Origin of the sequence: Curvibacter sp. CHRR-16, assembly GCF_018474005.1 — a bacterium.
Lineage (GTDB): Bacteria > Pseudomonadota > Gammaproteobacteria > Burkholderiales > Burkholderiaceae_C > Allorhodoferax.
The window spans coordinates 400743-427717 of record NZ_JAHCSH010000004.1 but is presented as its reverse complement, the minus strand read 5'-3'; the positions used below and the strand labels follow the sequence as shown (position 1 = coordinate 427717).

General features: G+C 59.4%; 28 protein-coding genes. 9 read left to right on the top strand and 19 right to left on the bottom strand.

Going from position 1 to position 26975, the window contains the following annotated elements; genetic code table 11:
• Positions 1–17: 17 nt before the first annotated feature.
• The 3 genes from KIK84_RS11650 to KIK84_RS11640 all read right to left on the bottom strand — a co-directional run bounded on the left by KIK84_RS11650 (position 18) and on the right by KIK84_RS11640 (position 3868).
• A complete protein-coding gene (locus KIK84_RS11650) occupies positions 18–1871 on the bottom strand; it encodes a M61 family metallopeptidase (RefSeq protein ID WP_214123260.1) in 1854 nt (617 codons plus the stop codon).
• Between the two features lie 20 nt (positions 1872–1891).
• Positions 1892–2656 carry a DsbC family protein gene (locus KIK84_RS11645; RefSeq protein WP_214123259.1) on the bottom strand — a complete coding sequence of 255 codons (765 nt, stop codon included), beginning with the start codon at positions 2654–2656 and terminating at the stop codon, positions 1892–1894.
• 78 nt (positions 2657–2734) lie between these two features.
• Complete coding sequence (locus tag KIK84_RS11640; RefSeq protein ID WP_214123258.1) at positions 2735–3868, bottom strand: FAD-dependent monooxygenase; 1134 nt, start codon at positions 3866–3868, stop codon at positions 2735–2737.
• Between the two features lie 55 nt (positions 3869–3923).
• On the opposite strand from KIK84_RS11640, the gene KIK84_RS11635 reads away from it, so the two are divergent.
• The 5 genes from KIK84_RS11635 to KIK84_RS11615 all read left to right on the top strand — a co-directional run bounded on the left by KIK84_RS11635 (position 3924) and on the right by KIK84_RS11615 (position 9425).
• On the top strand, positions 3924–4886 hold the full coding sequence (locus tag KIK84_RS11635; RefSeq protein ID WP_214123257.1) for an MOSC domain-containing protein: 963 nt from the start codon (positions 3924–3926) through the stop codon (positions 4884–4886).
• Between the two features lie 27 nt (positions 4887–4913).
• Positions 4914–5564, top strand: a complete 651-nt coding sequence (locus KIK84_RS11630) for a LysE family translocator (RefSeq protein WP_214123256.1) — start codon at positions 4914–4916, stop codon at positions 5562–5564.
• A 71-nt stretch (positions 5565–5635) separates the two neighbouring features.
• Complete coding sequence (locus KIK84_RS11625) at positions 5636–7030, top strand: phosphomannomutase/phosphoglucomutase (RefSeq protein WP_214123255.1); 1395 nt, start codon at positions 5636–5638, stop codon at positions 7028–7030.
• Positions 7027–8109 (top strand): lipopolysaccharide heptosyltransferase I, encoded by a 1083-nt coding sequence (gene waaC / locus KIK84_RS11620; protein WP_250207924.1) that lies wholly within the window; start codon positions 7027–7029, stop codon positions 8107–8109. The genes KIK84_RS11625 and waaC overlap by 4 nt, the downstream gene beginning before the upstream one ends.
• Positions 8110–8111: 2 nt before the next feature.
• On the top strand, positions 8112–9425 hold the full coding sequence (locus KIK84_RS11615) for a 3-deoxy-D-manno-octulosonic acid transferase (protein WP_250207923.1): 1314 nt from the start codon (positions 8112–8114) through the stop codon (positions 9423–9425).
• Between the two features lie 15 nt (positions 9426–9440).
• On the opposite strand, the gene KIK84_RS11610 is transcribed toward KIK84_RS11615, so the two are convergent.
• From KIK84_RS11610 to KIK84_RS11590, 5 genes are read right to left on the bottom strand one after another with little or no spacing between them, the layout of a single operon-like run.
• On the bottom strand, positions 9441–10778 hold the full coding sequence (locus KIK84_RS11610; protein WP_214123254.1) for a TolC family outer membrane protein: 1338 nt from the start codon (positions 10776–10778) through the stop codon (positions 9441–9443).
• A gap of 20 nt (positions 10779–10798) precedes the next feature.
• The gene (locus KIK84_RS11605; protein WP_214123253.1) at positions 10799–11452 is read right to left on the bottom strand and encodes a protein-L-isoaspartate O-methyltransferase family protein; all 654 of its coding nucleotides are present in this window, start codon (positions 11450–11452) and stop codon (positions 10799–10801) included.
• A 38-nt stretch (positions 11453–11490) separates the two neighbouring features.
• Positions 11491–14622, bottom strand: coding sequence for an efflux RND transporter permease subunit (locus KIK84_RS11600; RefSeq protein ID WP_214123252.1), 3132 nt, complete (start codon positions 14620–14622; stop codon positions 11491–11493).
• Complete coding sequence (locus tag KIK84_RS11595) at positions 14623–15753, bottom strand: efflux RND transporter periplasmic adaptor subunit (protein ID WP_214123251.1); 1131 nt, start codon at positions 15751–15753, stop codon at positions 14623–14625.
• Between the two features lie 13 nt (positions 15754–15766).
• Positions 15767–16426, bottom strand: coding sequence for a TetR/AcrR family transcriptional regulator (locus tag KIK84_RS11590; RefSeq protein ID WP_214123250.1), 660 nt, complete (start codon positions 16424–16426; stop codon positions 15767–15769).
• Between the two features lie 73 nt (positions 16427–16499).
• On the opposite strand from KIK84_RS11590, the gene msrA reads away from it, so the two are divergent.
• Together msrA and KIK84_RS11580 are read left to right on the top strand one after the other, a co-directional pair.
• Complete coding sequence (gene msrA, locus KIK84_RS11585; RefSeq protein WP_214123249.1) at positions 16500–17057, top strand: peptide-methionine (S)-S-oxide reductase MsrA; 558 nt, start codon at positions 16500–16502, stop codon at positions 17055–17057.
• Positions 17058–17132: 75 nt separating this feature from the next.
• Positions 17133–17570: a universal stress protein gene (locus KIK84_RS11580; RefSeq protein WP_214123248.1), complete on the top strand. Its 438-nt coding sequence runs from the start codon at positions 17133–17135 to the stop codon at positions 17568–17570.
• Here the strand turns inward: KIK84_RS11580 and KIK84_RS11575 are convergent.
• The 3 genes from KIK84_RS11575 to KIK84_RS11565 are packed head-to-tail and all read right to left on the bottom strand — an operon-like array spanning position 17545 to position 18744.
• A complete protein-coding gene (locus tag KIK84_RS11575) occupies positions 17545–17979 on the bottom strand; it encodes a DUF6691 family protein (RefSeq protein ID WP_214123247.1) in 435 nt (144 codons plus the stop codon). The genes KIK84_RS11580 and KIK84_RS11575 overlap by 26 nt on opposite strands.
• Positions 17976–18455: a YeeE/YedE family protein gene (locus tag KIK84_RS11570; protein WP_214123246.1), complete on the bottom strand. Its 480-nt coding sequence runs from the start codon at positions 18453–18455 to the stop codon at positions 17976–17978. Before KIK84_RS11570 ends, KIK84_RS11575 begins: the two co-directional genes overlap by 4 nt.
• Positions 18456–18459: 4 nt before the next feature.
• On the bottom strand, positions 18460–18744 hold the full coding sequence (locus tag KIK84_RS11565; protein WP_214123245.1) for a 2Fe-2S iron-sulfur cluster-binding protein: 285 nt from the start codon (positions 18742–18744) through the stop codon (positions 18460–18462).
• 23 nt (positions 18745–18767) lie between these two features.
• On the opposite strand from KIK84_RS11565, the gene KIK84_RS11560 reads away from it, so the two are divergent.
• On the top strand, positions 18768–19688 hold the full coding sequence (locus tag KIK84_RS11560) for a TraB/GumN family protein (RefSeq protein WP_214123244.1): 921 nt from the start codon (positions 18768–18770) through the stop codon (positions 19686–19688).
• Positions 19689–19691: 3 nt separating this feature from the next.
• Here the strand turns inward: KIK84_RS11560 and KIK84_RS11555 are convergent, their stop codons facing one another.
• Positions 19692–20321 (bottom strand): glutathione S-transferase, encoded by a 630-nt coding sequence (locus tag KIK84_RS11555; protein WP_214123243.1) that lies wholly within the window; start codon positions 20319–20321, stop codon positions 19692–19694.
• Positions 20322–20325: 4 nt separating this feature from the next.
• Positions 20326–21387 carry an alkene reductase gene (locus tag KIK84_RS11550; protein ID WP_214123242.1) on the bottom strand — a complete coding sequence of 354 codons (1062 nt, stop codon included), beginning with the start codon at positions 21385–21387 and terminating at the stop codon, positions 20326–20328.
• A gap of 71 nt (positions 21388–21458) precedes the next feature.
• Between KIK84_RS11550 and KIK84_RS11545 the strand changes: the two genes are divergently transcribed.
• Entirely contained in the window at positions 21459–22436 is a 978-nt protein-coding gene (locus KIK84_RS11545; protein WP_214123241.1) for a M14 family metallopeptidase, read from the top strand.
• A gap of 29 nt (positions 22437–22465) precedes the next feature.
• Here KIK84_RS11545 and KIK84_RS11540 read toward each other — a convergent pair whose 3' ends face one another.
• From KIK84_RS11540 to KIK84_RS11515, 6 genes are all read right to left on the bottom strand, one after another.
• Positions 22466–23038, bottom strand: a complete 573-nt coding sequence (locus tag KIK84_RS11540) for a hypothetical protein (RefSeq protein WP_214123240.1) — start codon at positions 23036–23038, stop codon at positions 22466–22468.
• 23 nt (positions 23039–23061) lie between these two features.
• A complete protein-coding gene (udk, locus tag KIK84_RS11535; protein ID WP_214123239.1) occupies positions 23062–23709 on the bottom strand; it encodes a uridine kinase in 648 nt (215 codons plus the stop codon).
• 250 nt (positions 23710–23959) lie between these two features.
• Positions 23960–25228 carry a hypothetical protein gene (locus KIK84_RS11530; RefSeq protein WP_214123238.1) on the bottom strand — a complete coding sequence of 423 codons (1269 nt, stop codon included), beginning with the start codon at positions 25226–25228 and terminating at the stop codon, positions 23960–23962.
• Between the two features lie 243 nt (positions 25229–25471).
• Positions 25472–25753 (bottom strand): helix-turn-helix domain-containing protein, encoded by a 282-nt coding sequence (locus tag KIK84_RS11525; RefSeq protein WP_214123237.1) that lies wholly within the window; start codon positions 25751–25753, stop codon positions 25472–25474.
• On the bottom strand, positions 25750–26076 hold the full coding sequence (locus KIK84_RS11520; protein ID WP_214123236.1) for a type II toxin-antitoxin system RelE/ParE family toxin: 327 nt from the start codon (positions 26074–26076) through the stop codon (positions 25750–25752). Before KIK84_RS11520 ends, KIK84_RS11525 begins: the two co-directional genes overlap by 4 nt.
• Before the next feature lie 382 nt (positions 26077–26458).
• A complete protein-coding gene (locus tag KIK84_RS11515) occupies positions 26459–26806 on the bottom strand; it encodes a nucleotidyltransferase domain-containing protein (RefSeq protein ID WP_214123235.1) in 348 nt (115 codons plus the stop codon).
• Positions 26807–26975 lie beyond the last annotated feature (169 nt).

The following is a 26975-nucleotide window of genomic DNA, read 5'->3' as shown; positions in this document are numbered from 1 at the left end:
GGCTTCTCCTCTGTGTTTTAGGCGGTGGCAGGTGGCTGCAGCCACGCTTGCACGGTGCTGTCGTTGTCCACTTCCAGTTTGTAGCCGAAGCTGGGCACGGGCCACTGCAGCGGCAGTTCGAGCAGGCGCTGGTCGCGCGCCACGATGGCGATGAGCTGCCGTGCATTGCCCGCGTACAGCGGCAGGTCGTCCAAGCTGCGCAAGCGCCATGCGCTGTGCAGGTGTGCGCCGCTGCCCTCTGGCATGTCGACCAAGCGAAAACCCAGCCACTCGTCGCCTGCGCTCAAACCCGCTTGCGCCGCTACGCTGCCACTGAGCACGGTTTGTATGTGCACGCTGCCTTGGTTGTCTTTCACGCGCAGGCCCAACTGTTGCGCCAGTTTGTGCGGCTCTTGGGCCACACGTACGCCGTGGCGGGCCAGCAGCTCGGCCACGGGCAGTTCAGCCGTGCTGTGCACCCATTGCTGCAGTTCGGTGGCGTAGCTGCGCTGGCCCACGCTGTGCAGCGCAGCCAGCACATCGGCCTCGCGCATGGGGCCGCCTTGGCAGCGCTGCCACAGGTCGCGCATCACGCCGTCCAGCGTGCCGTGGCCTTCGCTGCGCAGCGTCAGGTCCAGGCACAGCGCCACCAAAGCACCTTTGGTGTAGTAGCTGATGGTGCTGTTGGGCGTGTTTTCGTCCGGGCGGTAGTACTTCACCCAGGCATCCCAGCTGGCTTGGGCCACGGTTTGCACGTGGCGGCCCGGCGCTTGCAGCACCTGTTGTACGGTTTTGCCCAGTTGCTGGAGGTATTGCGTGGCGTCCAGTCGACCACTGCGGGCCAGTAGCAAGTCGTCGTAGTAGCTGGTAAAGCCTTCAAAGAACCACAGCAGTTCGGTGTAGTTCTCGCGTTGGTAGTCGTACTGCGCCAGTTCAAACGGGCGCAGGCGTTTCACGTTCCAGGTGTGGAAGTATTCGTGGCTGATCAGCCCCAGCAGCGTGGTGTAGCCCTCGGGCTGCTTGTCACTCACGCCGGGAATAAGGTGGCGCGGCAGGTCTTGGCGGCTGGCGATCAGCGCGGTGGAGTTGCGGTGCTCCAGCCCACCGTAGCCGTCGTGCGTGGCGTTGAGCATGAACACGTAGTGGCCAAACGGCGCGCTGCTGTTGCCGCTTGCGTTGCCGTTCTCTATGCCGGGGTGCCAAAAGCGCAGTTGCGCCTCGCAAATGGCCTTGGTGTCGGCCAGCAGGCGGGCACCATCAAAGCTGGCGGGCACGCCCGACACCACAAAGCGGTGCGGGATGCCATAGGCCTCAAAACTGCCGCTCCACAGCAGGCCCATCTCCACCGGGCAGTCCACCAGCGTGTCGTAATCGGGGGCGCTGTACAGACCAAAGCCGTGGGCATCCACGGCCACCGGGGACAGCCCCGTAGCCAGTTGCCATGGGGCGCTGGCTGTGCTGTGGCTGGGGGCGGTGATGTGCAGGGTATGGGCTTGTTGGCTTTGCTCGGGCACGCGCAGCAAGAGGCTGGTGCCATTGAAAAATCCACGCGATGCCTCCAGCCACGCGGTGCGCACCGAATGGTCCAGCGCGTACACGCGGTATTGCAGCACCAAGGGGCTGTCGGCCGTGTTGTCCACGCGCCAGCTGGTTTTGTCCAGTTGCTGCAGTGCGACGGGTTGGCCGTTTTGGCTCGCTTGCAGGCTTTGCAGGTTTTTGGCGAATTCACGCACCAAGTAGCTGCCCGGTATCCACACCGGCAACAGCACGGTTTGCTGGGCTACTGGCTTGGCAATGTGCAGTGTGACTTGGAACAGGTGGGCGTGCACGTCTTGCACGTCCACCTGGTAATGCACCGCCCCAGCGGCGGTCGGCAGTGAGGGGTGACTCATGGCGATGATGATGGTGGCGTTTAGCCCTTGTTGGTTTGGCTCAGGTATTTCTCGATTTGCGATGCTTCCATGGCGCCGGGAATGCGGGTGCCATCGGGGAAGATGAGCGTAGGCGTGCCGTTGAGGCGGTAGGTTTTGCCGAACTCCACGTTGCGGGCAATCGGGGTGGTGTTGCACATGGAAGCGGCAGCCGGCGGTTGCTGCTGGCGCAGCATCCAGTCTTGCCAGGCTTGGCCTTTGTCACGCGAGCACCAGATGGCTTTGGACTTTTCCACCGAGTCTGGCCCCAAGATGGGGTAGAGGAAGAGGTAAACCGTCACGTTGTCGATTTTTTGCAAATCGCGCTCGAAGCGGTGGCAGTAGCTGCAGTTGGGGTCTTCAAACACCGCCAGCTTGCGTTTGCCGTTGCCACGCACGATGGTGAAGGCATCGGCCAGCGGCAGCTTGTCAAAGGCCACCGCGGTGAGCTTGTTGAGCCGCTCTTCAGTCAGGTTGCGCAGGCTTTTGCTCTCCAAAATGGAGCCGTTGATGATGAAGTCGCCCTTGGCGTCGGTGTAGTAAATCTCAGCGCCATTGACGCGCACTTCGTACAAACCGGGCATGGGGGCTTTGCGCACTTCGTCGATCTTGCCCAGTTGCGGAATGCGTTTTTGCAGTGCAGCGCGCAGCGCGTCTTCTTGCGCCTGAGCGTGTACCGACAGCGAGAGAGTGAGTACAGCGGCCAACACAGCGGCTGGACGCAAGGCGCGGGTGAGGCGGCTGGCAGGGGTGTACAGGTATTGCATGCCTTAAGTGTAGCCACGCTGCCCCGATGCCGCTAAGGCATGCCCCTTGCGGATGGCGGGGTGTTGCAGGCGCACGTCTTAGCCGTGGGTGTGCATGGCTTGCTGGGCCAGCCAGTGTTTGGCAAAACCGCTGGCGTTCATCAGGCTCATGCCGCGGTTGCGCAGTTGTTGCACGGCGGTGTGGGGGTGGGCAAACAGGCGCTGCAGCGCATCGCCAGTGCCGCCTACCAGTGCAAAGTCGGCCTTGCGGGCGCGTTCGTAGGCGCGCAGCACTTTGGGGTCGGATACGGCCCTCCAGTAATCCCGGTGCGCTATGCGTGCTATCAATTCTGTAGCATCGCCCAGGCCTAAGTTGAGCCCTTGGCCTGCCAGTGGGTGCACGTTGTGGGCGGCATCACCGGCCAGCACCCAGCTGCCCCAAGCGGCGCGGCCGCTCCAGCGCTGGGCGCAGGCGTGTTGCAGCATCCAAGTTTGGCGCGGTGCTAGCAAGGTAAAGGGGCCTAGCTCGCCTTCGGTCACTGCGGCCAGTTGCTGGCAAAACTCGTCGTCGCTCAGGGCCAGTAGCTGCTGTTGCTGGGTGGCCGATACGGACCACACCACAGCCCAGTCGCCACTGTCGCGCCCACCCATGGGCAAAAAGCCTGCGATGGCGCTGTCGTTGCCGCTGTGCTGGAACCACTGGTGGGCGATGCGCTGGTGCGGCGTGACGCTGCGTACCCGGGTGGCCACGGCATATTGCTGGTAGGGGTGGGTGTCGAACTCCACACTCAACTCGGCCCGGGTTTGGCTGGCGCGGCCTTCACATACCACGGTCAGCTCGGCCGGGGCGGGTTCATCCACCAAGGTGATGAGGGGTTGGTAGCCTATGGCTTCTCGCAGTTTGGCCTCCAGCGCTGGCACATCCACGATCCAGTTCAGCGCCGGTACGCCTTGCATGGCTGCATCAAACTGGATGGCACCCCCTTGGTCGCCATGCACTTGCATGCGCAGCACGGGCGTAGCGGCCAGTTCGCCGGGCCAGCAGCGAATGGCGTCCAGCAACTGGCGGGACGATTGGTTCAGGGCATAAGCACGCACGTCACCGCCTTGCTCATCGCGGTGCAAGGTGGGCGCGTGCAGGGCCACGCGCAGGCGTTTGGCGGCCAAATGCAGGGCCAAGGTGCAGCCCACAATGCCTCCGCCCCGAATGCCAATATCATAGGTTTGCGACATACATGCCTCGTACTCCAAAACAGCCGCCATTGTCGCGCTAACTGCCACGCTTTCCATGACTGCACCCACCCAAACGCTGCCCAAGCACCATCCTTTTGCCGCTTTGCCCGAGCCCGATGCACAAGCCCACATTGCCCAGCTCTGGGTCTACCCCATCAAATCGTGCGCGGGCATTGCCCTGCAGCAAGCGCATCTGCTGGAGCAGGGCCTGCAGTGGGACAGGCACTGGATGCTGGTGGACGAGGCCGGGCGCTTTTGCACCCAGCGTGAATGGCCGCGCATGGTCTTGATCCAGCCGCAACTGGTCTATGACCATGCCAGCGGGGAGTTGGATCACTTGCTGTTGCAAGCCCCGGGCATGCCAGCGCTGCAGGTGCCCGCAAGGTGGTCAGCCCACACAGCAGGGGCCAGCGTGCGCACCGTGCAGGTGTGGCGCGACAGTGTGCCCGCGCACGATGTGGGCGATGCCACTGCGGCGTGGTTCAGCTACTTTTTGGGCCACTCCGTGCGCTTGGTGGCGTTTGACCCCGCCCAGCAGCGCCTGTGCAGCACCAGCCGCACCGAGGGCTGGCAAACCCACACCCGCTTTTCCGATGGCTATCCGTTGCTGCTGACCACCGACAGCGCAGCCCAGGCTTTGCACGAGGACATAGTCCAGCACAGCGCAGGCCAAGGTACGCTCCCTGCAGTGCCCAGCCTGTTGCGCTTTCGCCCCAACATCGTGCTCAGCGACTTGCCCGCGCACGAGGAAGACTACCTGTGCACGCTGTGGACGGGCACTGCTACCCATGCCGATGCGCGCTTGCAACTCGTCAAGCCTTGCGTGCGCTGCCCCATCCCCAATATCGATCCCCAAACCGCCCAGGGCGACCCTGCCGTGGGCGATGCACTCTTGCGCTACCGCCGCGACGCCCGCATGGACGGTGCGCCCACGTTTGGCATGAATGCGGTGGTGCTGCGGCCCTCGGCCACCCCGCTGCACGTGGGACAGACGGTGTGGGTAGGCTATGGGGTGTAATGACCCAGACAACACAGGAGACAACACATGACGGTATTGCTGTCGATTGCCATGCTGCACTGGGTGGTGCTCATCACCCCTGGGGCCAACTTTGTGCTGGTGGGGCAGTTGGCTGCATCGGGGCAGCGCCGCGAGGCCTTGGCCGCCACAGTAGGTATTTCGTGCGTCACAGCGGCGTGGGCCACCCTGGCCGTATTGGGGCTTGGGGTGGTGTTTGCCTTGCATCCGGTGTTGCGTCAGGTGGCCCAAATAGCGGGTGGCTTGTATTTGCTGTACGTGGCATGGCGCATGGCTGCTGCGCGCTCCAGCGGGGAGCAAGCCACACAAGCGGTGCTGCGCGGTTGGATGCCTGCTATGCGCACGGGATTTGTCACCAACATCCTCAACCCCAAAACGGCGCTGTTTTTTAGCAGCGTGTTTGCCAGCTTGCTGCCTGCCGATGCCCCGTGGCAATTGGTGGTCGCCAGCATGGTGGTGTGTTACCTCAACTCACTGTGCTGGCATGTGCTGCTGTCCTTGGTTTTTTCCAACCACCGGGTACAGCGCTTTTATGCCACGCAGCGCCAGCGCATGAACCGCGTGTGTGCGGTTTTGGTGGCGGCCTTTGGGGCCAAGCTGCTGTGGCAGGTGTCCCAAGAGTTGTGGTCGCTGTGGCGCACCCGCGCAGCTGCCCTCTAGGCGTCATGTCGCCCCCCTACAATGCCCGCCGTTCATTCCATCAACCACCATAAACAAACCAAGGGGAACCCATGCAGTTAGCTGCCAGCATTTTCAAGGCCTATGACATCCGTGGCATCGTGCCCAGCACCCTCACTCCCGCGGTGGCGCTGGGGCTGGGCCGTGCTTTTGGCACCACAGCTTTGCGGCTGGGGCAAAAGCAGGTGGCAGTGGGCCGCGATGGCCGTTTGAGTGGCCCTGAGCTGGCTGCTGCGCTGCGCCAAGGTTTGCAAGAAGCGGGTATGGAGGTGATTGACGTCGGCATGGTCACCACGCCCATGCTGTACTTTGCAGCGACTACGCTGTGCCAAAGCGGTATCCAGGTAACTGGCAGCCACAACCCCAAGGACTACAACGGTTTCAAGATGGTGCTGGCGGGCAAGGCCATTTATGGCGATGAAATCCAAGCCCTGCGCCAGATGATGGAACAAGAAAGCTGGGTGCTGCAGCCCGGTGGTTCGCAGCGCCAAGTGGACGTGTTCCCTGCCTATCTGGAGCGCATCCGCAGCGACATCAAGCTGGTCCGCCCCATCAAGGTGGTGGTCGATTCGGGCAACGGCGTGGCCGGTGCCTCGGCCCCGGCTATCTTGCGTGCCATTGGCTGCGAGGTGCAGGAGCTCTACAGCGAAGTGGATGGCACCTTCCCCAACCACCACCCCGACCCTTCCAAGCCCGAGAACCTGCACGACGTGATCGAGGCGCTGAAAAACAGCGACGCCGAGCTGGGCTTAGCGTTTGACGGCGATGGCGACCGCTTGGGCATCGTCACCAAAGAGGGCAACAACATCTTTCCTGACCGCCAGATGATGCTGTTTGCCGCCGATGTGCTCTCGCGCGTACCCGGTGGCAACATCGTGTTTGACGTCAAGTGCTCGCAGCAGTTGGCTCCGGCCATCCGCGCTGCAGGTGGTCAAGCGCTCATGTTCAAAACGGGACATTCGCTCATCAAAGCCAAAATGCGCGAGGTGGATTCCCCCTTGGGTGGCGAGATGAGCGGCCACATCTTCTTCAAAGAGCGTTGGTTCGGTTTTGACGACGGCACCTATGCGGGCTGCCGTTTGCTCGAAATCGTGAGCCGCTCGGCCAACCCCAGCGCGGTGCTCAACGCTTTGCCCCAGAGCCACAGCACGCCCGAATTGAATGTGGCCTGTGCCGAAGGCGAGCCACACCAATTGGTGGCCCAGCTGGTGCAAGCAGCCCAAGGCAACCCGGCATTTGAAGCCCCGGCCGAGGTCAATACCATCGACGGCTTGCGTGTGGACTGGGCCGACGGCTTTGGCCTCATCCGTGCCTCCAACACCACGCCCGTGCTGGTGCTGCGCTTTGAAGGCCAGACCGATGCCGCGCTGGAGCGTATCCGCGCAGCCATGCTGGCGCTGCTGCACCAAGTCAAACCCGATGCCAAGTTGCAGGAGAGCGCGCATTGAATTTGCCTGCACCGACGCGCCCTGCTGTGCAGCGCATTCTCATCGTCAAGCTGTCGTCGCTGGGCGATGTGGTGCACGCCATGCCGGCGGTGCAAGACTTGCACCGCGCTTATCCACAGGCCCAGATTGACTGGGTGGTGGAGCGTGGCTTTGCCCCGCTGGTGCAGCGTTGCGATGGGGTAGGGCGCGTCATCCCTTGCGATCTTCGCCGCTGGCGCAAAAGCTGGTGGACGGCGGCCACGCGTGCTGCATGGCGTGCATTCAAGCAGGAGTTGCAGCGCGATGCCTACGATGCTGTGCTCGACCTACAAGGTCTGACCAAATCGGCTTTGGTGGCGCGCTTGGCCCGCACTGCGCAGGGTGGCAAGCGCTATGCGCTGGCGCACCGTACCGATGGATCCAGCTACGAAGCCCCCACCCGCTGGGTGGCCGATGAGGCCATCAGCATGCATCCGCATGTGCATGCTGTGCAGCGCTCGCGCCAACTGTGCGCCCAAGCCTTGGGCAGCGATGCGCATCCTGCACCCAGGTTTGGCTTGCGCGCTGCACGCACCCAAGCGCCCGCATGGCTGGCCCCTGCCAGCAGCCCCTTTGTGCCTGCTCAGCCTGTGGTGGCGTTGGTGCATGGCACATCGCGTGCCGACAAAGAATGGCCCTTGGCCCAGTGGGTAGCCTTGGGCCAACGCTTGGAAAAAGCTGGTTTTCTGGTGGCTTTAGCCCATGGAAGCCAACGCGAACAAGACCAGAGCCAATCCATTGCAGCGGGGCTAGAGCGCCCGGTGCTGTGGCCGCTGATGCCGCTCGATGACCTGACCGATACGCTGGCTTTTTGCGCTGGAGTGATCGGGGTGGACAGTGGGGTGAGCCACATTGCCGTGGCCTTGGATTTGCCCCACGTGCAGATATACAACTTCAACACCGCATGGCGCACGGGCCCTTTGCCGGATCCTTATGGTGGTGCAGCGCGCCAGTTAAGCGTGTATGCCCAGCCGACACCCAACGTGCAAGAGGTCTGGTCGGCATGGATTGCTTTGGGCGTTCCCGTGCTGCCACCACAAGCCACACTGTCTGGACATTGACGATGCGCAAAACCCTTGCCTTAGCCTTCTACAGCCTGGTCATGACACTGGCCCAGCCTGTGGCGCGCCGCAAGTGGCTGCGCCGCGCTAAGCAGGAGCCGCTCTATGGGCTGCATCTGCCTGAGCGCATGGGCTATTACACCTGCCCTGCTGAAGTGTCACAACGCAGCGTACCGCTGGTGTGGTTGCACACCGTGTCTTTGGGCGAAACGCGGGCCGTGGTGCCTTTTTTGCAGGCCTTGCGCCAAGCCTTGCCGGGCATGCGTTTGCTGCTCACCCATGGCACAGCCACCGGGCGCGAGGCCGGGCAGGCCTTGTTGCAAGCTGGAGACCTGCAGGTATGGCAGCCGTGGGACAGCCCGGCGGCGGTGCAGCGTTTTGTGCGCCATTTCCAGCCCAGCATAGGTTTGCTCATGGAAACCGAGGTGTGGCCCAACTTGGCCCACGTGTGCCGTGAGGCAGGCATACCACTGTGCTTGGTCAATGCCCGCATGAGCGAGAAAACCCTGCGCCAGTCCTTGCGCTGGAGCAGCTTGGCCTTGCCTGCATACCGTGCGCTGCATGGTGTGTGGGCCCAAACCGAAGCCGATGCCCAGCGTCTGCGCCAGCTTGGTGCGACAGTGCAGGGGGTGATGGGTAATTTCAAATACGACGTGCATCCATCGCCCAGTTTGCAAGCCCAAGGCCGTGCATGGCGCGATGCATGCCGCGTCCAGCAGGGCATCCCCGTGCTGCTATTTGCCAGTTCACGTGAAGGGGAAGAAACCCTGTGGCTGGAGGCGCTGCAAACACTCAGCTCCACGCAGCAGGGGGCGCCGCGAGTCCAGTGGCTGGTGGTTCCACGCCATCCGCAGCGTTTTGGTGAAGTGGCCCAACTGCTAGAGCAAGCGGGTTATGTGGTGCAGCGGCGCAGTCAATGGGGTGATGCCGGTCCGCAACTGAATACCCCCCAACCTACGGTGTGGTTGGGTGATAGTTTGGGTGAAATGCCGTTGTACTTTGGCATGGCCCATGTGGCTTTGCTGGGGGGAAGCTTTGCGCCCTTGGGGGGGCAGAACTTGATAGAAGCTGCTGCCTGCGGTGTGCCCATTGTGATGGGGCCGCACACCTTCAACTTTACCCAAGCCTGCTTGGATGCGGAACAAACTGGGGTCGCACGCCGCGTGGCCGACATAGGCCAAGCTGTGCACGCTGCCACCGCATGGGCTTATGGGGCGCAATTGCCGCAAACCCAAGTGCTTGCCCAAGACTGGGTGGCACAGCACCGGGGGGCCGCCCAACGCACAGCCCATGCGGTGCGGGCTGTGTTGGGCTGATGCCTAGGCATTGGCTCAGGGTTTGGGACTCAGTTTGAGTGCGTCTTCTGTAGTCAATACACCCACTGCTTGTTTGAGCTTGAGGCTGGTCATGAGCACGTTGTAGCGCGCTTGGGCCAAGCTCGATTTGGTGCTGTATAGCTGGCTTTGGGCATTGAGCACATCGATGTTGATGCGTACGCCTACACGGTAGCCCACTTGGTTGGACTCCAAGGAGCTTTGGCTGGAGGCTTCGGCCTTTACTTGGCTCAAACCCGATGTCAGGCCCAAGTAGGCACTGCGCACGTTTTGGCTGATGCTGCGCTGAGCTGCCAGTACATCATCATGGGCTTTGTCTTCCAAGGCCAAAGTTTCTTTGATGCGGTTTTGCGTAGAGCCACCCGAGTAGAGTGGAATGCTCACACTCACACCGATGCTGGCATTTTTGTTGTGTACGGTGGTGCCACCAAAAGACTTTGATGAAGTTCCATCTACAGCATCGGCCATGGTGTAGCTACCGGTCAAACTGACAGTGGGTTTGTGACCTGCACGGGCTTTCTCCGTTTCCAGCTTGGCCACCTGTTCTGCGATTTGGAGTTGTTGCAAGGTGGGGTGTTGTTGCATAGCCTTGTCTATCCAGGCTTGCATATCACCTTCTGCTGTGGGCAGGGTATTGGAAATGGGATCGGGCTGCGCATCAGCAATGCCAACCAACTGGCGCAAGGCCAAGGTTTTGATTTCCAAATCGTTTTGTGCTGCCAATTCTTGGGCTACTACCAAGTCATACCGCGATTGCGCCTCTTTGCTGTCGGTGATGGTGGCCGTACCGACTTCAAAGTTGCGCTTGGCCGATGCCAGTTGCTCGGCCACGGCTTTTTTCTGCGCTTGCACATAGCTCAGGCTGTCTTGTGAGGCCAGTGCGTCAAAGTAAGCCTGTGCCACGCGCACGATCAGGTCTTGTTCTGCCGCGTTCAGCTGGGCTTGGGACGATATAAGCTGGATTTTTGCTTGGTCGTAGCTGGCTTTGTTGGATGGGTTGTACAGCGGTTGGCTGGCGCTCACCGTTGCGGAATTGGTGTTGTATGCGTATTCATTGACACCGGGATCCGACTGGGTGGAGGTGCGGGTGCTGCTGGCACTCAGCCCTACGGTGGGCAGCAGCAAAGATTTGCTTTGTTCTGCTTTGGCCAAGTTGGCTTGGTATTGCTGTTGGGCGCCCAAGTAGGTGGCATCGTATTGGCGCGCTGCTTGCAGCAAATCGCCCAAGCTGTGGGCGCTGGCAGAGGTTGCCAAGCAGGTCAACGCGCTTGCTATTGCCAGCATGGTCAGGCGATTTGTGCGCTGGCGCACGGATGGTGTGGACTGAGTAGACATGAAAAATCCAGTCGAAAAGATCAGAGTTGGAAGGTGCTGGCTTCAGCAAAGTGACGCAGGCGAGGGGCATTGCAGTCCCATGGTTTGCGCACGCTGAAGCCACCGTGCGCGTTGCGGATGTAAATCGTGGCGTGGGCTTCTACGTCGTCGCCCACGATGGCAACCAAACGGCCTTGGGGTTGCAGACGCTGCAGCAAAGAAGGAGGTACAGCACCCACAGAGCCACTGAGCACGATGGCGTCAAAATTGCCTAGGCTATCGGGTAAGGCTGCGCCGTCGGCATGGTGGATGCTCACGTTGCGGATACCCGCTTGACTGATATTGCGCTGTGCCAGTGCCACCAGTTCGGGCTCAATTTCCACGCTGACCACTTCGCGGGCCTTCTGGGCCAGCAAGGCAGCCATGTAGCCAGAGCCAGCACCGATTTCGAGCACACGGTCGCTGTGTTGCAAGGCCAAGTCTTGCAGCATGCGGGCTTCCATGCGAGGAAACAACATCGTTTGTCCAGCAGGCAAAGGCAACTCGACATCGGCGTAGGCCAGCAGCTTGTATGCCTCGGGGGCAAAGTTTTCGCGTGGCAGTACACCCAGCAAATCGAGAACAGTCGGGTCGGACACGTTCCATGGGCGGATTTGTTGCTCAATCATGTTGAAGCGGGCTTGTGCAAAGTTCATAGTGCGTACTCCTGAGAAGTAGTTCGTTGTTTGCGGGGTTAATGGGCACTGGGCTTGCGCAAGCGGCGCAGCCACAGCGTGAAGTCTTCCAAGTAGCAGTACACCACTGGTACCACCACCAAGGTAAGAAGCGAAGAGGTGATAACGCCACCTATCACGGCTTGACCCATGGGGGCGCGCACTTCGGCGCCTTCACTCAGGGCGAAAGCCAAGGGAATCATGCCAAAAACCATGGCCAGCGTAGTCATCAAGATGGGGCGCAGTCGTACTTTGGCAGCCATCAGCAAGGCGTCTTCGCGGGACATCCCATCGGCACGGGCACGGATGGCAAAGTCCACCAACAAAATGGCGTTTTTGGTCACCAAACCCATGAGCATGATGATGCCGATGATGGAGAACATGGACAGCGTGGAGTGGAACATGAGCAGAGCCAGCACCACGCCAATGAGGGTGAGCGGCAGCGAGGTCATGAGCGCCAAGGGCTGTACAAAGCTGCGGAACTGGCTGGCCAAAATCATGTAAATGAAGATGACCGCCATGGCCAGTGCTGAGATGGCGTAGCCAAAGGCTTCGGCCATGTCTTTGGTAGAGCCGCTGAATTTGTAGCTGTAGCCCGGAGGCAGTTGCATGCCATCCATGATCTTGCGGATGTCTGCCGACACTTCGCCGGCTGAGCGGCCATAGACGTTGGCACTGAAAGCAATTTCGCGTGTCAGGTCACGGCGGTTGACTTGGCTAACACCCGTGGATTCGTGCAGTTGTGCTACCTGACCCAAAGGCACTACACGGGGATTGCCATTGCTGTCTGTGCCGACGGTGAAGGGAGTGCGTTGTAACTGCCCTAAATCAGTACGCTGTTCGGGTAACAAGCGGACGTTGACATCGTAGGTTTGGCTGTCGGGAGCGCGCCAGTTACCGACACTGGTGCCAGCCAATAGAGGACGTAGCGCGTTGCCCACTTGAGCGTTGGATAAGCCCAAGTCCGATGCCGCATCGCGGCGCACCATGATGTCGATGGTGGGTTTGTCGGCCTTGAGGCTGGAGTCCAAATCCACCAAGCCCGGCACCATGCGCACTTGCTCTAGCACTCGCTGGTTGATGCGTTCAAGCTCTCCCATATCAGCGCCCAATACCGAGAACAGAATTTGTTTTTGTCCACCTACCGAGTCCATTAAACCAGCATGGGTGACTGTAATGCCCGGTACTTGGCGCAGTCGCTCGCGCAGCAGGGCCGATACTTGGTCTACGCTGCGCTGGCGCTCTTTGCGGTCAACCAAGCGCACATAAATGCTGGCGTACATCTTGCCTTGGGCGTTGCCACTGTTGATGGTGGTGAGTGTGTAGCGCACCTCGGGAAACTCGCGTAGCACGGACTCGACTTCTTTGGCGCGTGCTTCGGTGACTTCCAAGGATGAACCTACGGGCGTGTAAAAGTTGACGGTGGTTTCGGAAAAGTCTGCCTTGGGGACAAATTCAGTTCCTAGCAGCGGCACCATGAAAATGCTGCCTACGAACGTGACCACAGCAATCCCAACAGTGGCCAAGCGGTGGCGCAAAGACCAACCCAGTATGCGTTGGTAGAGCGCAGCCAGCGCGTCTGTGCCGTGTTCAAACCACCGTGTGATGCGGCCCAGTGTGCGGTTGTACAGGCTGTTGCCTGGTGTTTCGTGGCTGATGCTGGGGTCGTGCCAGAGCGAGGAGAGCATGGGGTCGAGCGTGAAGCTGACAAACATGGAAATAAGCACCGCTGCCACAATGGTCAGGCCAAACTCGTGGAAGAACTTGCCGATGATGCCACCCATGAATCCGATGGGCAGGAACACTGCCACGATGGATAGGGTGGTGGCCAGCACTGCAAGGCCTATTTCTTGGGTACCGTCCAACGCCGCTTGGTAGGCGCTCTTGCCCATTTGCACGTGGCGCACGATGTTCTCGCGCACCACGATGGCATCGTCAATCAACAAGCCCACGCACAGCGACAAGGCCATGAGCGTGATCATGTTGATGGTAAAGCCCCACATGCTCATGAACCAGAAGGTACCGATGATGGCAATGGGCAGAGCCAAGCCCGTGATGATGGTGGAGCGCCACGAGTTGAGGAACAAGAACACGATCAACACCGTCAGCAGCGCGCCTTCGATCAGGGTTTGGCGCACGTTTTGCACCGAGACGCGAATCTGGCGTGAGCCGTCGGTAATGGGCTCCAAGCGAATGCCGGGAGGGAGCTGGGTTTGCATGTCAGCCAGCGTGCGTTTGAGCCCATCCACTACAGCAATGGTGTTTTCATCTTGTGCTTTTTGGATATTGAGCACCAGTGTGCGCTGGCCGTTGTACAGAGCAAGGCTTTCTGCTTCTTTGGGGCCATCAACCACGCGAGCCAACTGGCTTAGGCGTATTGGAGAGCCGTTTTTACGCACCACAATGATGTCGCCAAAATCTTGCGGTCGATCCAAACGACCTTGCACCTGTATCACCCGCTCGCTGTTACGGGTGCGCAATGTGCCTACTGGAAAGTCTTGGTTATCGTTGCGTACTGCCGCCATCACTTGGTCGGGGGTCACGCCATACGCCTCGAGCGCTTGGGCATTGAGGTAGATGTTGATTTGCCTATCTGTTGCGCCCACCAAGGTGGCAGAGCCTACCCCTCGCACGTTTTCAAAGCGTTTTTTCAGCACTTGATCGGCCCAGCTGGTCAATTCCACAGCACTCATGGCCTTGCCTTGTGCGTCGGCTGTTGGCAACACGGCTACCGACCAAATAGCCCGTGATGCGGGGTCAAAGCGCAGCACACGCGGCTCTTTCACTTCGGTGCGCAGGTTGGGTTTGACGGCGGCTACTTTCTCGCGCACATCATCGGCTGCTTTGCGTCCATCGATGTGCAAACCAAATTCGATGATGACCACACTCTGCTCGTCATAACTGCGCGAGGTCAGGGCGTTGATGCCGGCAATCGAGTTCACGCCTTCTTCAATCTTTTTACTGACTTCACTTTCGACAATTTCCGCCCCAGCTCCGGGGTAGTCGGTCACCACCACCACCACCGGGAAATCGATGTTGGGGAACTGGTCTACCTGCAGGCGTTGCAGGGAGAACAAACCCAGCACCACCAAGGCCAGCATGACCATGGTGGCCATGACAGGGTTTTTCAGGCTCAGGCGCGTGAACCACATTTAATGGCCACCTTGCTCTTGTGCCGGAGTGCCGGCACGCAGCGTGCCAACGGAGCCCATCAACACAGGGACGCCAGCGCGCAGGCCTTGCACCAGCACGTAGGGTTGTTGTTTCCACAAGCCTTGGGTTGTTACTTGCACGTTTTGGTGTTGTACGGTGTTTTTATCCAACCACTGCACATAGGGCGCTGGTTTGTCGGTGCGCACAGCATCCAGTGGCAGGGCCACGCCCTTGGCTTTCCCCAGAAGCAGTTGGCCTTGCATGAACAAACCTTGGCGCAAGCCAGCACTGGATGGCAGTGACAAATAAGCCAATACGGCACGGCTACCGGCTTGTGCAGCGGGGTTGATGCGCATGATCTTGGCATCCATCAGATCTGTACTGCCATCAACATGCAGTTGGGCAGTTTGTCCCACTCGTACTTGCAGTGACTGGGCAGGCTCCAATGTGGCCTCAAGTTCTAGTTTGGATAAGTCCACTACTTCCACGATACGTGCATCGGGAGCCACGCGTTCACCGGGCTGTGCCATGCGTTGGGATATTTGCCCACTGATGGGTGCGCGCAAAACGGAGTCATTGGCGGCTTGGCGGTTCACGTCTACCGCTGCCAAGGCAGCTTGGTAGGTGGCTTGTGCGCCTTGCAGCGTCGCCAGAGAGCTTTGCAGTGCTGTGGGGGAAATAAAACCTTGGTTAACCAACGCTTTGTTGTTGTCGTAGTTACGCTGAGCGATGTCTACTTGCGTTTGAGCTGCTTGTGCTTGCTGCTGGGCCTGCTGCACACGGGCGGCGTATTCGCTCGATACCACGCGGGCCAGCACTTGGCCTGCTTTGACAAAATCGCCCTCGCGCACGCTCAGGTCTTGCAGTTCGCCACTGACGCGGGCCTTCACGATGGCAGTATTGGCCGCCTTGATCGTGCCGGTTAAAGGCAAAGTTTGTGTTAGCTCTAGCTCTTGCGCGGTCACGATATCGCTCGAGCGTATCTGCAACGTGGCGGCTTGTTGCATGGATGCAGTTTGCTGTTGCAAGGCGTCTTGTTGGGCTTTGCGCGATGCCAAGGCGCGTACCACCCCAGCAGCCAAGAGGGCCACTACTACTACCAGTGCGATCCAGCCAAACCAGCGCTTCATGAAATCGTTCCTTTTAGGGGGCGCTTGGCGCGTTAAAGCCATGCAATATGTAGTCCACTTGGGTCGCCAAGTAGTGTGTCATATCGAGCGAGCGAATTTGTGGCAATACGAACGCTGGTTTGTGTTTCACCAGATTCATAAAGTTCATTAATGCCACCAAAGAATAGGTGGCGTATTCGGCATTGAGTGGCCGAAATTCCCCTTTGGCAATACCGCGCTCAATGACGGTGCGCACCAGTGCGTGACCGGGCATCATGACTTCTGTTTGGTAGAAATGCACCAAGTCGGGAAAGTGCTCCCCCTCGTTGATGAGCACCAAGTCAATGCCTGCCGCATTGGTGTTGACCATGTGCTCCCACCACTGTTGGGTGCAGGTGTGGATGAGCTCGCGCGTACTGCCTTCAAAGGTGTCGATCATTTCTCGCCACTCACTGAAGCGGCCTTGAATGTTTTCGCGAACCACTGCTTTGAACAGATCTTCTTTGCTGCTGAAATACAAGAACAGGGTGCCTTTAGAAACCCCAGCGCGCTTGGCGATGTCTTCCACGCGCGTGGCAGCAAATCCTTTTTCTGTGAACAATGTCATGGCAGCACTCAGTAGTTCGCCTGGCCGTGCTTCTTTGCGGCGGCTGCGTTTAGCGGTGCACAAGGTGTCTGCTATTGTGGGGATCATGATGAAAAGTATTAATGACTAACTGGTCAGTAGTTTATACATCCTTGCGCATTTGGTCAAATCGGAGGTTTTTATGCAAGCTACCACTACCCCATCCTTGGCCTTAGGTGGGGGATGTTTTTGGTGCCTAGATGCTGTGTACGCCCAAGTGCCGGGTGTACTGTCGGTGCAAAGCGGTTACAGCAATGGGCAGCAGCACCAGCCTGGCTACGAAGATGTGTGCCGTGGCGACACGGGGCACGCCGAGGTAGTGCTGTTGCACTATGACCCAGCGCGCATCAGCTTGCGGCAAATACTGAGCATATTTTTTACCATCCACGATCCCACCACGCTCAACCGCCAAGGGCATGACGTAGGCACCCAGTATCGCAGTGGCATTTACACCACTAGTCCTGAACAGTTGCCTCAAGTGCAGGCCTTTGTGGACAGTGTGCGCCAGTCTGATGCGTTTGATGCCCCCATCGTTACAGAGGTAATGCCTTTGCATAACTACTGGCCAGCAGAGGATTACCACCAAGACTTTTATGCCCGTAACCCCAACTACGGCTATTGCCAAGCCGTCATCAACCCCAAGCTGCAGCATTTGCGGCAAGTGTGGAAGGAGTTGATGCCCAGCACACCCAAGCCATGACTTGGATCAAGGCCTCCAGCCCTAGCAAGGCGCACCATAACAGGCATACCCACTTGTTATTTGAAGGAGGCCAATATGTTCAAACACATTCTCGTAGCAACTGACGGTTCAGCCACTTCTGAGCACGCCGCCAAGATGGCAGTGCAAATGGCCAAGCTGCACAACGCCAAGCTGACCGCTCTCTACGTGACCGATCCCTATCCTTTTGTGGGGGTAGGCCCCGTGAACCCCGAGGGTTACCAAGCCTATATGGTCGCTGCTGAAAAAGTGGCTGCTGAGGCGCATGCCACGGTGGAAACGTTTTGCGCCGAAGCGGGTTATACCGGTTTGAACAAGCGCACTTTGCAAGACATGACGGCAGCCATCGGCATTGTGGAAGCAGCCAAAAGTGAAGACGCTGATCTCATCATCATGGGTTCGCATGGCCGCACCGGCATTGTCCGACTCATGCTCGGCAGCGTGGCTGGCCGCGTGGTGGCCGAGTCGCCTATTCCTGTGCTGGTGGCGCGCTAAACCACCCCTGCAGCAGGGCGCCGAGGGCGATGCCGACCAGCGCCCATGCTATGTCCCAGTGGCCCGTCCCCAGTGCCGCAATGGCAGGGCCGGGACAGACGCCACACAAGCCCCAGCCGATACCAAAAATAGCCGCTCCCACCGCCGTTTGGCGGTTCCATGTGCTGGGGTGGGTATGAAAATGCGTATCCCACAGCGGCCTGCGCAGCCAGCGGGGTGCTAGCTGGTAGGTCAGTAGTACCACGGCTACCGCACCTCCCATCACCAGCATCAGCCCGGCATCGTGCAGGCGCAAAAACGACAGCACCACCTCAGGCTGGATCATGGTGGAGTACGACAGCCCAAAGCCAAACAAGACGCCCGCCAGCAAAGTGGCCAATGCTTTGCCTACTGTCACCCACTGCGTCATGCCAACCACCCTTGAAAACAATACGCCACCACATTGGCCGAAATAAAGCCCGTGGCCATGAACGTGAGCACCGCCAATAGCGACGGCCACTGCAGCGAACCCAGCCCGCAAATGCCATGGCCTGAGGTGCAGCCATTGCCAAGCCGCGCCCCAAAGCCCACCAGCACGCCACCCAGCAGCAACTGCAGCGGGCCAATCGCCGTGTGCTGTGCAGGCTGCCCCGCCCAGCACCACCAGACATAGGCACCCAGTAGCAAGCCCGCGGCATACACCAAGCGCCAGCCGCGAGAGCCGACAAAGCGCGCTTGTTGAAAGAAAGGCCGCCGCACCACATACGACCAAGTGCTGCTAAACACCGTGCTCATGCCGCCAATGCGGCCAGTGAGCACAAACAGCAGGGCCGTGCCAGCACCAATGCACAAGCCACCGGCCCAGTAATGCCACCAGCCTTGGGGAAATATTGCCTGCCAGTTCATGCGCTTACCAGCCTTGCTCCACCACCACATTGCTGCGCGGGTAGGCCACGCAGGGCAGGCAGTAGCCCTCGGCTTTTTCCTCGGCGGTCAGGCCAGGCCACTCGATGCTGTATTGCACTTGCCCACTGCGCAGCTTGCCAATGCAGGTGCGGCAGCTACCACCCCGGCACGAGCTGGGCCAGTTCACTCCACCCCACTCGAGCGAGGCCAGCAAGGTTTCGTCGGACATGGCATCGACCTGAATGCCATCGGGTTCGGCCACAGCCGTATACAGGGTGGGGTTTGTCATGCGGCAAATGCTAGCATGGCCCTATGTTGAGAAAAATCCTACTTCTTGGTTTGCTGGTGCTTGGTTTGGCTCCTTTGCATGCCCAAACCCAAAACCATGCGGTGCCACCTGAACCCCTGTTGTGGCAGGTCACCCAAGGCCAGCGCACGCTGTACCTGTTGGGCTCCATGCACGCCCTCAAGGCCGATGACTACCCGCTGGCCTCCAGCGTGTATGCCGCCTTGAACGCTGCGCAGCAGGTGTATCTGGAGCTATCGAGCGAATCCATGACCGACCCGGAGCAAATCACCTACATGCTGCAGGCGGGCACCCAGCCGGTGGGCCGAACGCTGCAGCAGACTGTGCAGCCCAGCACATGGCAGGCTTTGCAGGCCTTTAGCAGCCAACGCAAGCTGCCCATTAGCAGCTTCCAAGGTTTGCAGCCGTGGATGGCAGCTATGACAGTTACTACCACCCAACTGAAAGAACAGGGCTTTGACGCCAGCATCGGGCTGGATGAGCACATCCGCCAGCGCGCTATGGCAGCGGGCAAGCAGGTACTGGGTTTGGAAACCCTGCGCGAGCAAATAGCCCTGTTTGCCAACTGGGATGCCACCTTGCAAGACCAGTTCTTGGCTGAAGCGCTGGATGACACTGCGCATGGAGGCAATGCCTTGGATCGCCTCTACACCCACTGGCGTAGTGGCAATGCCGATGCCTTGGCGCAAGACTTTTTGGACGATATGCGCGACACATCGCCGCAGATGTACGCGCAGTTGTTGGTACAGCGCAACCGGACGTGGATGCCTGTGCTGCTGGCCTACCTGCGCCAACCCGGGGCGGGGCAGGCACTGGTAGTGGTGGGGGCTGGCCACCTCGTGGGGCCAGACGGTTTGGTGCAGCTAATGCAAGCGGCTCTGGATAAACCGCAGCAGCCTGCGGTCAAGCGGCTAGCAAAAAAGTGACGGTTAACCCTTGAACCGTGCGTACCACGCGGCGATGGCCGGTGTTGCAGCAATCCGGTTCAGGTAGGCCAACAGCTCGGGTGCAGCGGTGTTCACCATGTCCAGTGGTATGTGATCCAAACGGCCTGAGCGCAAGCCATTGACCCACACCAGCACCTTCAGGTCGGCAATCGTTAGGCGGTTGTCGGCAAAGAACTGCCCACCGTGGGCCAGTAGCAGGCTTTGCAGCCAGCGCAGGTACTTGGGCAGCGCACCCGTTTCGGGGTGTGCCAAGGCCTCGCGGGCTTGCTTGAGGGCATCGCCTTGCAAACCAAAGGTGGCCGACAGCTTGATGTTGGCATCCTCAGCGCCTTGCAGCACTTCGTCGCACAGCAGGGCTTGGAACGGATCGGTGGGGTACAGACCCGCCAGCTTGCCCGCATAGCGCAGCAGCGCATCGCTTTGTGTCACCTGCACGCCGTCCACCTCCAGCGTGGGCACTTGGCCCAGTGGGGTGGTAGCGCGTACTTGCGCAAAGTCTGCGTAGGCAAAGCGCTTGTCTTCAAATGCAATACCACCCAGATGCAGCGCCAAGCGGATGGGTTCGCCGCGGCCACCGGGCATGTCAAAGTAGGTCAGTGTCAGTTGGGTCATGGTGTTACAGAGTGGGATAGTCGGTATAGCCCTCTGGGCCGGGGGTGTAGAAAGTTTTGGGGTTGGGCGCGTTCAGCGGTGCGCCAGTTTGGATGCGCTTGGGTAAGTCTGGATTGGCCAAGAAGCTGGTACCAAAGGCCACCACATCGAGCTTGCCACTGGCAATCGCTTCTTCGGCCTCTTGGGCGTTGTAGCCCATATTGCCCATCAGCACGCCCTTGTATTTTTCGCGGGTGATGGCCATCACATCGCCCTTTTGCTTTTGGAAAAAGTCGGCGCGCATCATGTGCAGGTAGGCTAGGTTGAAGCGGTTGAGTTCCTCGGCCAAATAGCCAGCCAATCCCACAGGGTCGCTGTCGATCATGCTGTTAAAGCTGTTGAGCAGCGACAGGCGCAGGCCTACACGTTCAGCACCAATCGCCTCAGACACCGCAGTGAGCACCTCAAACAAAAAGCGTGCGCGCTTTTCGCGGCTGCCGCCGTAGCCATCGGTGCGCTGGTTGCAGCCATCGCGCAGGAACTGGTCGATCAGGTAGCCGTTGGCACCGTGCACTTCCACGCCGTCAAAGCCAGCAGCAATAGCGTTCTTGGCCGCTTGGGCAAAGGCCGCCACGATGGCAGGAATCTCGCTCTCGCTCAACTGGCGTGGCGCCACATACGGCACCTTGCCAGCAGGGGTGTGTACCACGTCTTCAATGGCCACGTTGGTAGCTGATACGGGCTGCAAGCCCTCGCACATGTTGGGGTGGGCCGCACGGCCTGCGTGCCAGATTTGGGCAAAGATACGACCGCCCTTGGCGTGCACTGCATCGGTGGTCAACTTCCAGCCCGCAATTTGCTCTGCCGAGTAAATGCCAGGCTCAGCCACAAAGGCCGATGTATTGGGCTGGATCATGGTGCACTCGGTAATGAGCAAGCCACCGCTGGCGCGCTGGGCGTAGTACTCGGCCATCAGCGCGTTGGGTTGGTGTTCCATGCCTGCGCGGGTGCGGGTCAATGGTGCCAAAACGATGCGGTTGGGCAGCGTCAGCGCGCCTACTTGCAGGGGGGTGAACAACGATGCCATGGTGTCTGTCCTTCCTTGTGGGTTCATTGTTTTGTGAAAGCGTGTGACCTTAACACCCCCACAATACACCCATGCAACACCCTATTTCTCAAACCGCTCTATATCCTAGCTACCCCATAGGCACCCCTGGCCAAGCGTGGGGCGATGCCGAGCGTACCCAGTGGCAACAGCGCCAAACCCGCCACCGCAGCTACGCTGCCGACGTGCTGGCCCCCTTGCAGGCACTGACCGCCGCGTCCAGTAGCCCATGGCAGCTAGAACAGTACGGTCAACTGCAGTACGCCGAGGAGCTTTTTCCGCTGCAGGCCCTGCGCAGCAAGCAACCCACTACAGGCTTGCCGTGGGTGCTGGTGACGGGCGGCGTGCACGGCTACGAAACCAGTGGCGTGCACGGCGCGCTGCGCTTTGCTCAGCTATGGGCACAAGGCCATGCCGACTTGGCCGCCTATACCCACCGCTTCAATCTACTGGTAGCACCTTGCGTCAGCCCTTGGGCTTACGAGCGCATCCAGCGCTGGAACCACCACGCGGTAGACCCCAATCGGGCATTTCGCGCAGCCGGGCAGCCCAGCCCTGCAGCCGAGGCTGCCGCTCTCATGCAGCTAGTGGCCCCGCTGCACGGCCAGTGGCTGGCCCACATAGACCTGCATGAAACCACCGACACCGACGAGAGCGAGTTCCGCCCCGCCTTTGCTGCCCGCGACGGCCAGCGCTTTGAGCCCGCCCAAGTGCCCGATGGGTTTTATCTGGTGGACGACAGCCAAAACCCCCAACCCGCCTTCCAGCAAGCCATCTTGCGGGCGGTGGAGCAGGTCACGCACATCGCGCAGGCCGACGCATCCGGCGGCCTATTTGGAACCCCGTTGGCAGCGCCCGGCGTCATCGAGTACGACGTCGGCCCCATGGGCCTGTGCACCAGCATCACCGGGGCCCGCTACACCAGCGCCACCGAGGTCTATCCCGACAGCCCCCGCGCCACGCCCGAGCAATGCATAGCCGCCCAAGTGGCTGCGGTGTGCGGGGCCTTGGGGTTTTTGGCTAATACCTAGTGGGGACCTAGCAGTAGCTTGGCGTTGCATCAATAAAAATGCACCGGCATGCTCAGCAAGTCTGGTGCGGTGGCCTCGGGGTCGGCTACAGCGGCTTTAAAAACCGGTTTGGTTGCCTCGTCCTTGAGCGTGCAGCTCACCGTGGTGGTATGGCCTTTTTTCACCAGTGCCAGGGTGGAAATGTAGGCAAACAAGTCGGCGTACTTGCAGTGCACCGTCACGCGGTAGATACCGGGCGTTAGCAGCAGGTAGGGCATGGTTCTGCCATGACGATCCAGCGCCAAGGGGTAGGGCTGGGTGCTCTCCACATCGTCCATGCGGCTGATGGCAAAGAGCGATGCATCCACCGCCTTCACCATATTGCGTTCCTCGTCTGTGTCGCGCTTGAACAGCGGACGCTCTTTTCTGGCTTTGTCTTGTGCCGCCTTGGCCTCGGGCGTGCGGTAGGCGTTGAGCAGCACCCCCACATCGCTCAGGCTGCCCATGGTTTGCTGGCTAAGCAAATAGCTGGGGCGCACCTGTTTGGGTGTACTGGAGCAGGCGCTAAGCAAGGCCAGCGCCAAGCCCACGGTAGAGATGCCAAGGATTCGGACTGCGCGCATATGGGGCCTTTTCGGTAAGGGAGTTAGCTCTGCGGTTTTTTCAGGTGGCTGACCAAACTTTGCACCTTGGTGGTGATGATATCCACTGCCGGGCCATTGGCCCCATGCGGCAAGATCACATCGGCGTAGCGCTTGGTCGGTTCAATAAACTGCTTGTGCATGGGGCGCACCGTTTCTAGGTACTGGGCTATCACGCTGTCGGCCGTGCGGCCACGCTCGGCCACGTCGCGCTGCAGGCGGCGGATAAAGCGCACATCGGCCGCTGTATCCACAAAAATCTTCAGCGACATCATCTTGCGCAACTCCGCGTCGTACAGCGCAAACAAGCCCTCTATGACGATGATGGGCGCTGGCTGCACCGTGATGGTTTGCGTATCGCGGTTGTGCTGCGTGAAGTCGTACGTGGGCATCTGTATGGCCTGCCCACTGCGCAGCGCTTGCACGTGCTGCATCATCAGCGGCCAGTCAAATGCCTCCGGGTGGTCGTAGTTGGTCTTGCAGCGCTCCTCGGGTGAGAGGTGCGTTTGGTCCAGGTAGTAATCGTCCTGGAACAGCACCGCCGTCATGTCCGCCCCCACCGAGGCCAAGACCTGCCGCGTCACCGTCGACTTGCCACTGCCGCTACCCCCGGCGACTCCAATGATGAATGGTTTGTTCTGTGGCTTGCTCATGCTGACTCCGTACCCGGCTGACAAAAGGGCGTGATCTTAGTGGGATTTAAGCGCTGGATGCGTCAAGTTGTGCCTCGCTTCCTACAAGCCAGATTTTGGGCTGCTGCCAAATACGGCGAATGAACGCATTGTCGCTTTGCACCCGCTGGCGCACTTTGGGAAACAGCGCTGAGGCGGGTGGGATGGCTGATGAGTTTTCTTTAATACCCATAATGGGTTTAACAATACCCTAAATGGGTATTTTTGGTGCTCACTCCACCGTAAACCGCGTGTACTTGGGTTTGGCGCTGCCAAAAAAGCCCGATGCCGGTGTGTAATCCACAAACAATCCCAGCGATTCGATAAACGCTTGCTTGTTTTCGCGCCCGCTGGTGCTACACGTCAGCGCTATGGCGTTGCCGCTCAGGGTGGCAAATATCTTGCTGGCTTCAAACGTGTCACCCACTACGCAGGTCTCGCTGTAGGCTTTTTCTTTGGAGTCTGCTTCTGGTGGTACATCGCGTAGCACGGTGCTGTAGCGCAGCTTGTCGCCCTTGCGCCAGCTATCAGGCAGATCCAGTTCTAGGCTTTCCACGCGAAATACAGAACCCACCTTGCCCATGCGTCCTTTGGCCTGTATCCAGCCTGCCAGCATCTGGCGCTGCATTTTGAATACGCCGTAGTCCTCCGTTACCTCCAGCAAGCCATCACCCGTAGTCTGCACTGTGACCTGCACCGTATTTTTGTCACCGCCTTCAGCCGTTGTGTAACTCACGCGCTTGAATTTGGGAACCAGCAGCGGATTCTTCTCCTGCGCCTCTTTGAACTGCGCCAGCACCGCCTCATTGGCCGCTGTCTTTTGCAGCAGGTCTGGGTCTAGCGAAGCGGGCCACTCATGCCGGGGCACATCCGGGCGTAGCTCAGCTAGCATGTCGCCGCTCACATTGCCCTGCAGTGAGCACAGCACCTTCACAGTGTTGGGCAACTCCGGGTCAGTTTCCAGCAGAAAAGCCCGCTCCGTATTGAGTGGACGTGGTACGCCCGAGGCCAGTGCAGCAGCCCGCCAAGGCAAATCGCCCACCTTCAGTTCGGTGCGTACATACACATCGCCATCTTTACGCAACCGCTTGCTATCTTGTACCAGCGGTTTGATAGCACTGGCCACTGCCTCCAGAGAGCCGTTCACCTTAAACCCCCAGTACGCAAAATGGCTGCGGGGCATGACGGCAGGCATCAGGGCAGAAAACTCGTCCAGATAGTGCGTCACCGTCAGTCCCGCCACCGTGGGCTTGGCTGGCAGCTCCACCACATTGCCATCTTCGGCCAAGCGGTTGGGTGTCTTGATCCACGCCACCCCATCCTTGTTCTCCAGCGGCACTTGCTGCTGCCACAGGGCTTGGTCAGTAGCCAGCGCCTTGAAAAAACTGCCGTCGCATGCTGTAAATACCGCAAAAGCCTTGTCCAGCGATTGAGCACTAGCCACAGACGCTACCGCCGACAACGCCGCCACGCCTGCGGCCTTGATCCAAACACGTTGCATAGGGTGCCACTCCTTTTAAAAAAACCGATGGTAGTGGCAAGCCGAACAAGACCAGAGAGGTTAGTGGCATTTATGCATCAAAAGGCCGCTAAAGCTTATCTAGCAAGCTGGAGTAGCTATAAAAGTTATAGCAATGGCAGGGATTAACGGGCAGTGCGTGCGGCCTGAGGTGTCTGGTGCAACTCTTTGCGATGGACACAGGTTGGCAGCCAGTTTCGGCGCTGTGATGCATCTTTTAGTTGTTTACGTAAGCTCCAGTTCAACGTGAACGCGCCGTCCAATGGCTGTAGCGATGTTGACAAGGGCATCCAGCGAAAAGCGGGATACGCGGCCGCGCAGTAGGTCATTCATGCGCGGCTGGGTAATGCCACAGTGCGTTGCAGCTTCCGCCTGAATCCAGCCATTCTCTTTGATGATGGCAGCGATTTGCTGCATCAGCTCTGCGCGCGTGCGCAGGTTAGCCGCCTGCTCGGGCGTATCGGCCAGCGCATCCCATACGCTGGTGTAGGTTTCGGCTTTGGTCATTTCAGGCCTTTCATGAACTTGTTGAAACGCTCTTTGGCAATATCTATATCGCGTTTGGGTGTCGCCTGCGTTTTCTTTTGAAATGCATGGAGCACGATGACAGCTTCAGCAATGCGTGCCGTGTACACCACCCGATAGGTGCCCGACTCGTCCCATATTCGAATCTCTTCAACCCCTTTGCCAATACTGGGCATAGGTTTGAAGTCGTCAGGCTGCTCGCCGCGTTGCACTTTGTCTATTTGATAGCCCGCATCCTGCTTGGCATCTTCGGGAAAGTCCCGCAGGCATTTGAGTGAGTTGCCCAAGAAGCGCACTGGTTTCATGGGTTAAATATACTTATTTGGATATAAATTGGCAACTGCTGGAGTAAGTCTTCCATGCGCTACTGTGAAAACAGGGTGCGGATGGCTTCGTCCAAGGCAGCGTCTTTGGCGAAGTGCTGCTTGGGGCTTAGCTCGGTGAACCAGAAGTGGAGGATTCCCCTTGCTACTTCAAACGACTAAAGAAGCGGTTTTCAACAGCGCTTACAAACTCGCTAGCTTGTGTCACTACCCAGCGTGCATCTTCTGGTTCTAGCGGGTCGCCTTTGTAGTCTGCAATCAGTCGCAAGTCTTCTGCTTTGTTGAATGACCTTCCCAGTTCGACCGGGAATATGCCGGGTTTGACAAGGTGCAACGAGAACGCGCTGATTAATCCGCTGTGCGTTCATGAAACCGCAATCCCATCCCGTGCAATGTTGTGCAGCAGGTAGGGGTTGGAATAGTTTTCAGGGTGAGCCCACTCGGACTCCCACACAGGCAGCGGCTGAATACGGATACCTGTGTCCAGCAAAATGTCGTAGGCAATGTCGTTCATCGCCATCTTGGTGTGGACAAAGTGCCCCGGCTCCCCTTTGAGTACCACCGCCACATCGGCATCGCTCTCAGCATGTGCAGTGCCCCGTGCACGGCTGCCAAACAGCACTATGCGCTGTGTGGGGTACACGCTGGCTACCCGCGCGGCGAATGCGCGCGTGGCTTGCAAAGTGTCGGTTGGTAGGTCTTTGGCCAGCATGTGCAGGAGTTTACTGTGCCAACTAATAACAACGCTAGGCTTAAAAGCTAGACCCCGGCTCGCTCAAGAAAGCCAGCTCCTCGGGGGTGGAGGTGCGGCCTAGTATGGTGCAGCTCAAAACGCAGGGTGTCTTCCATGCCCGGCTGCGAAAACAGGGCCACGGCTTGCG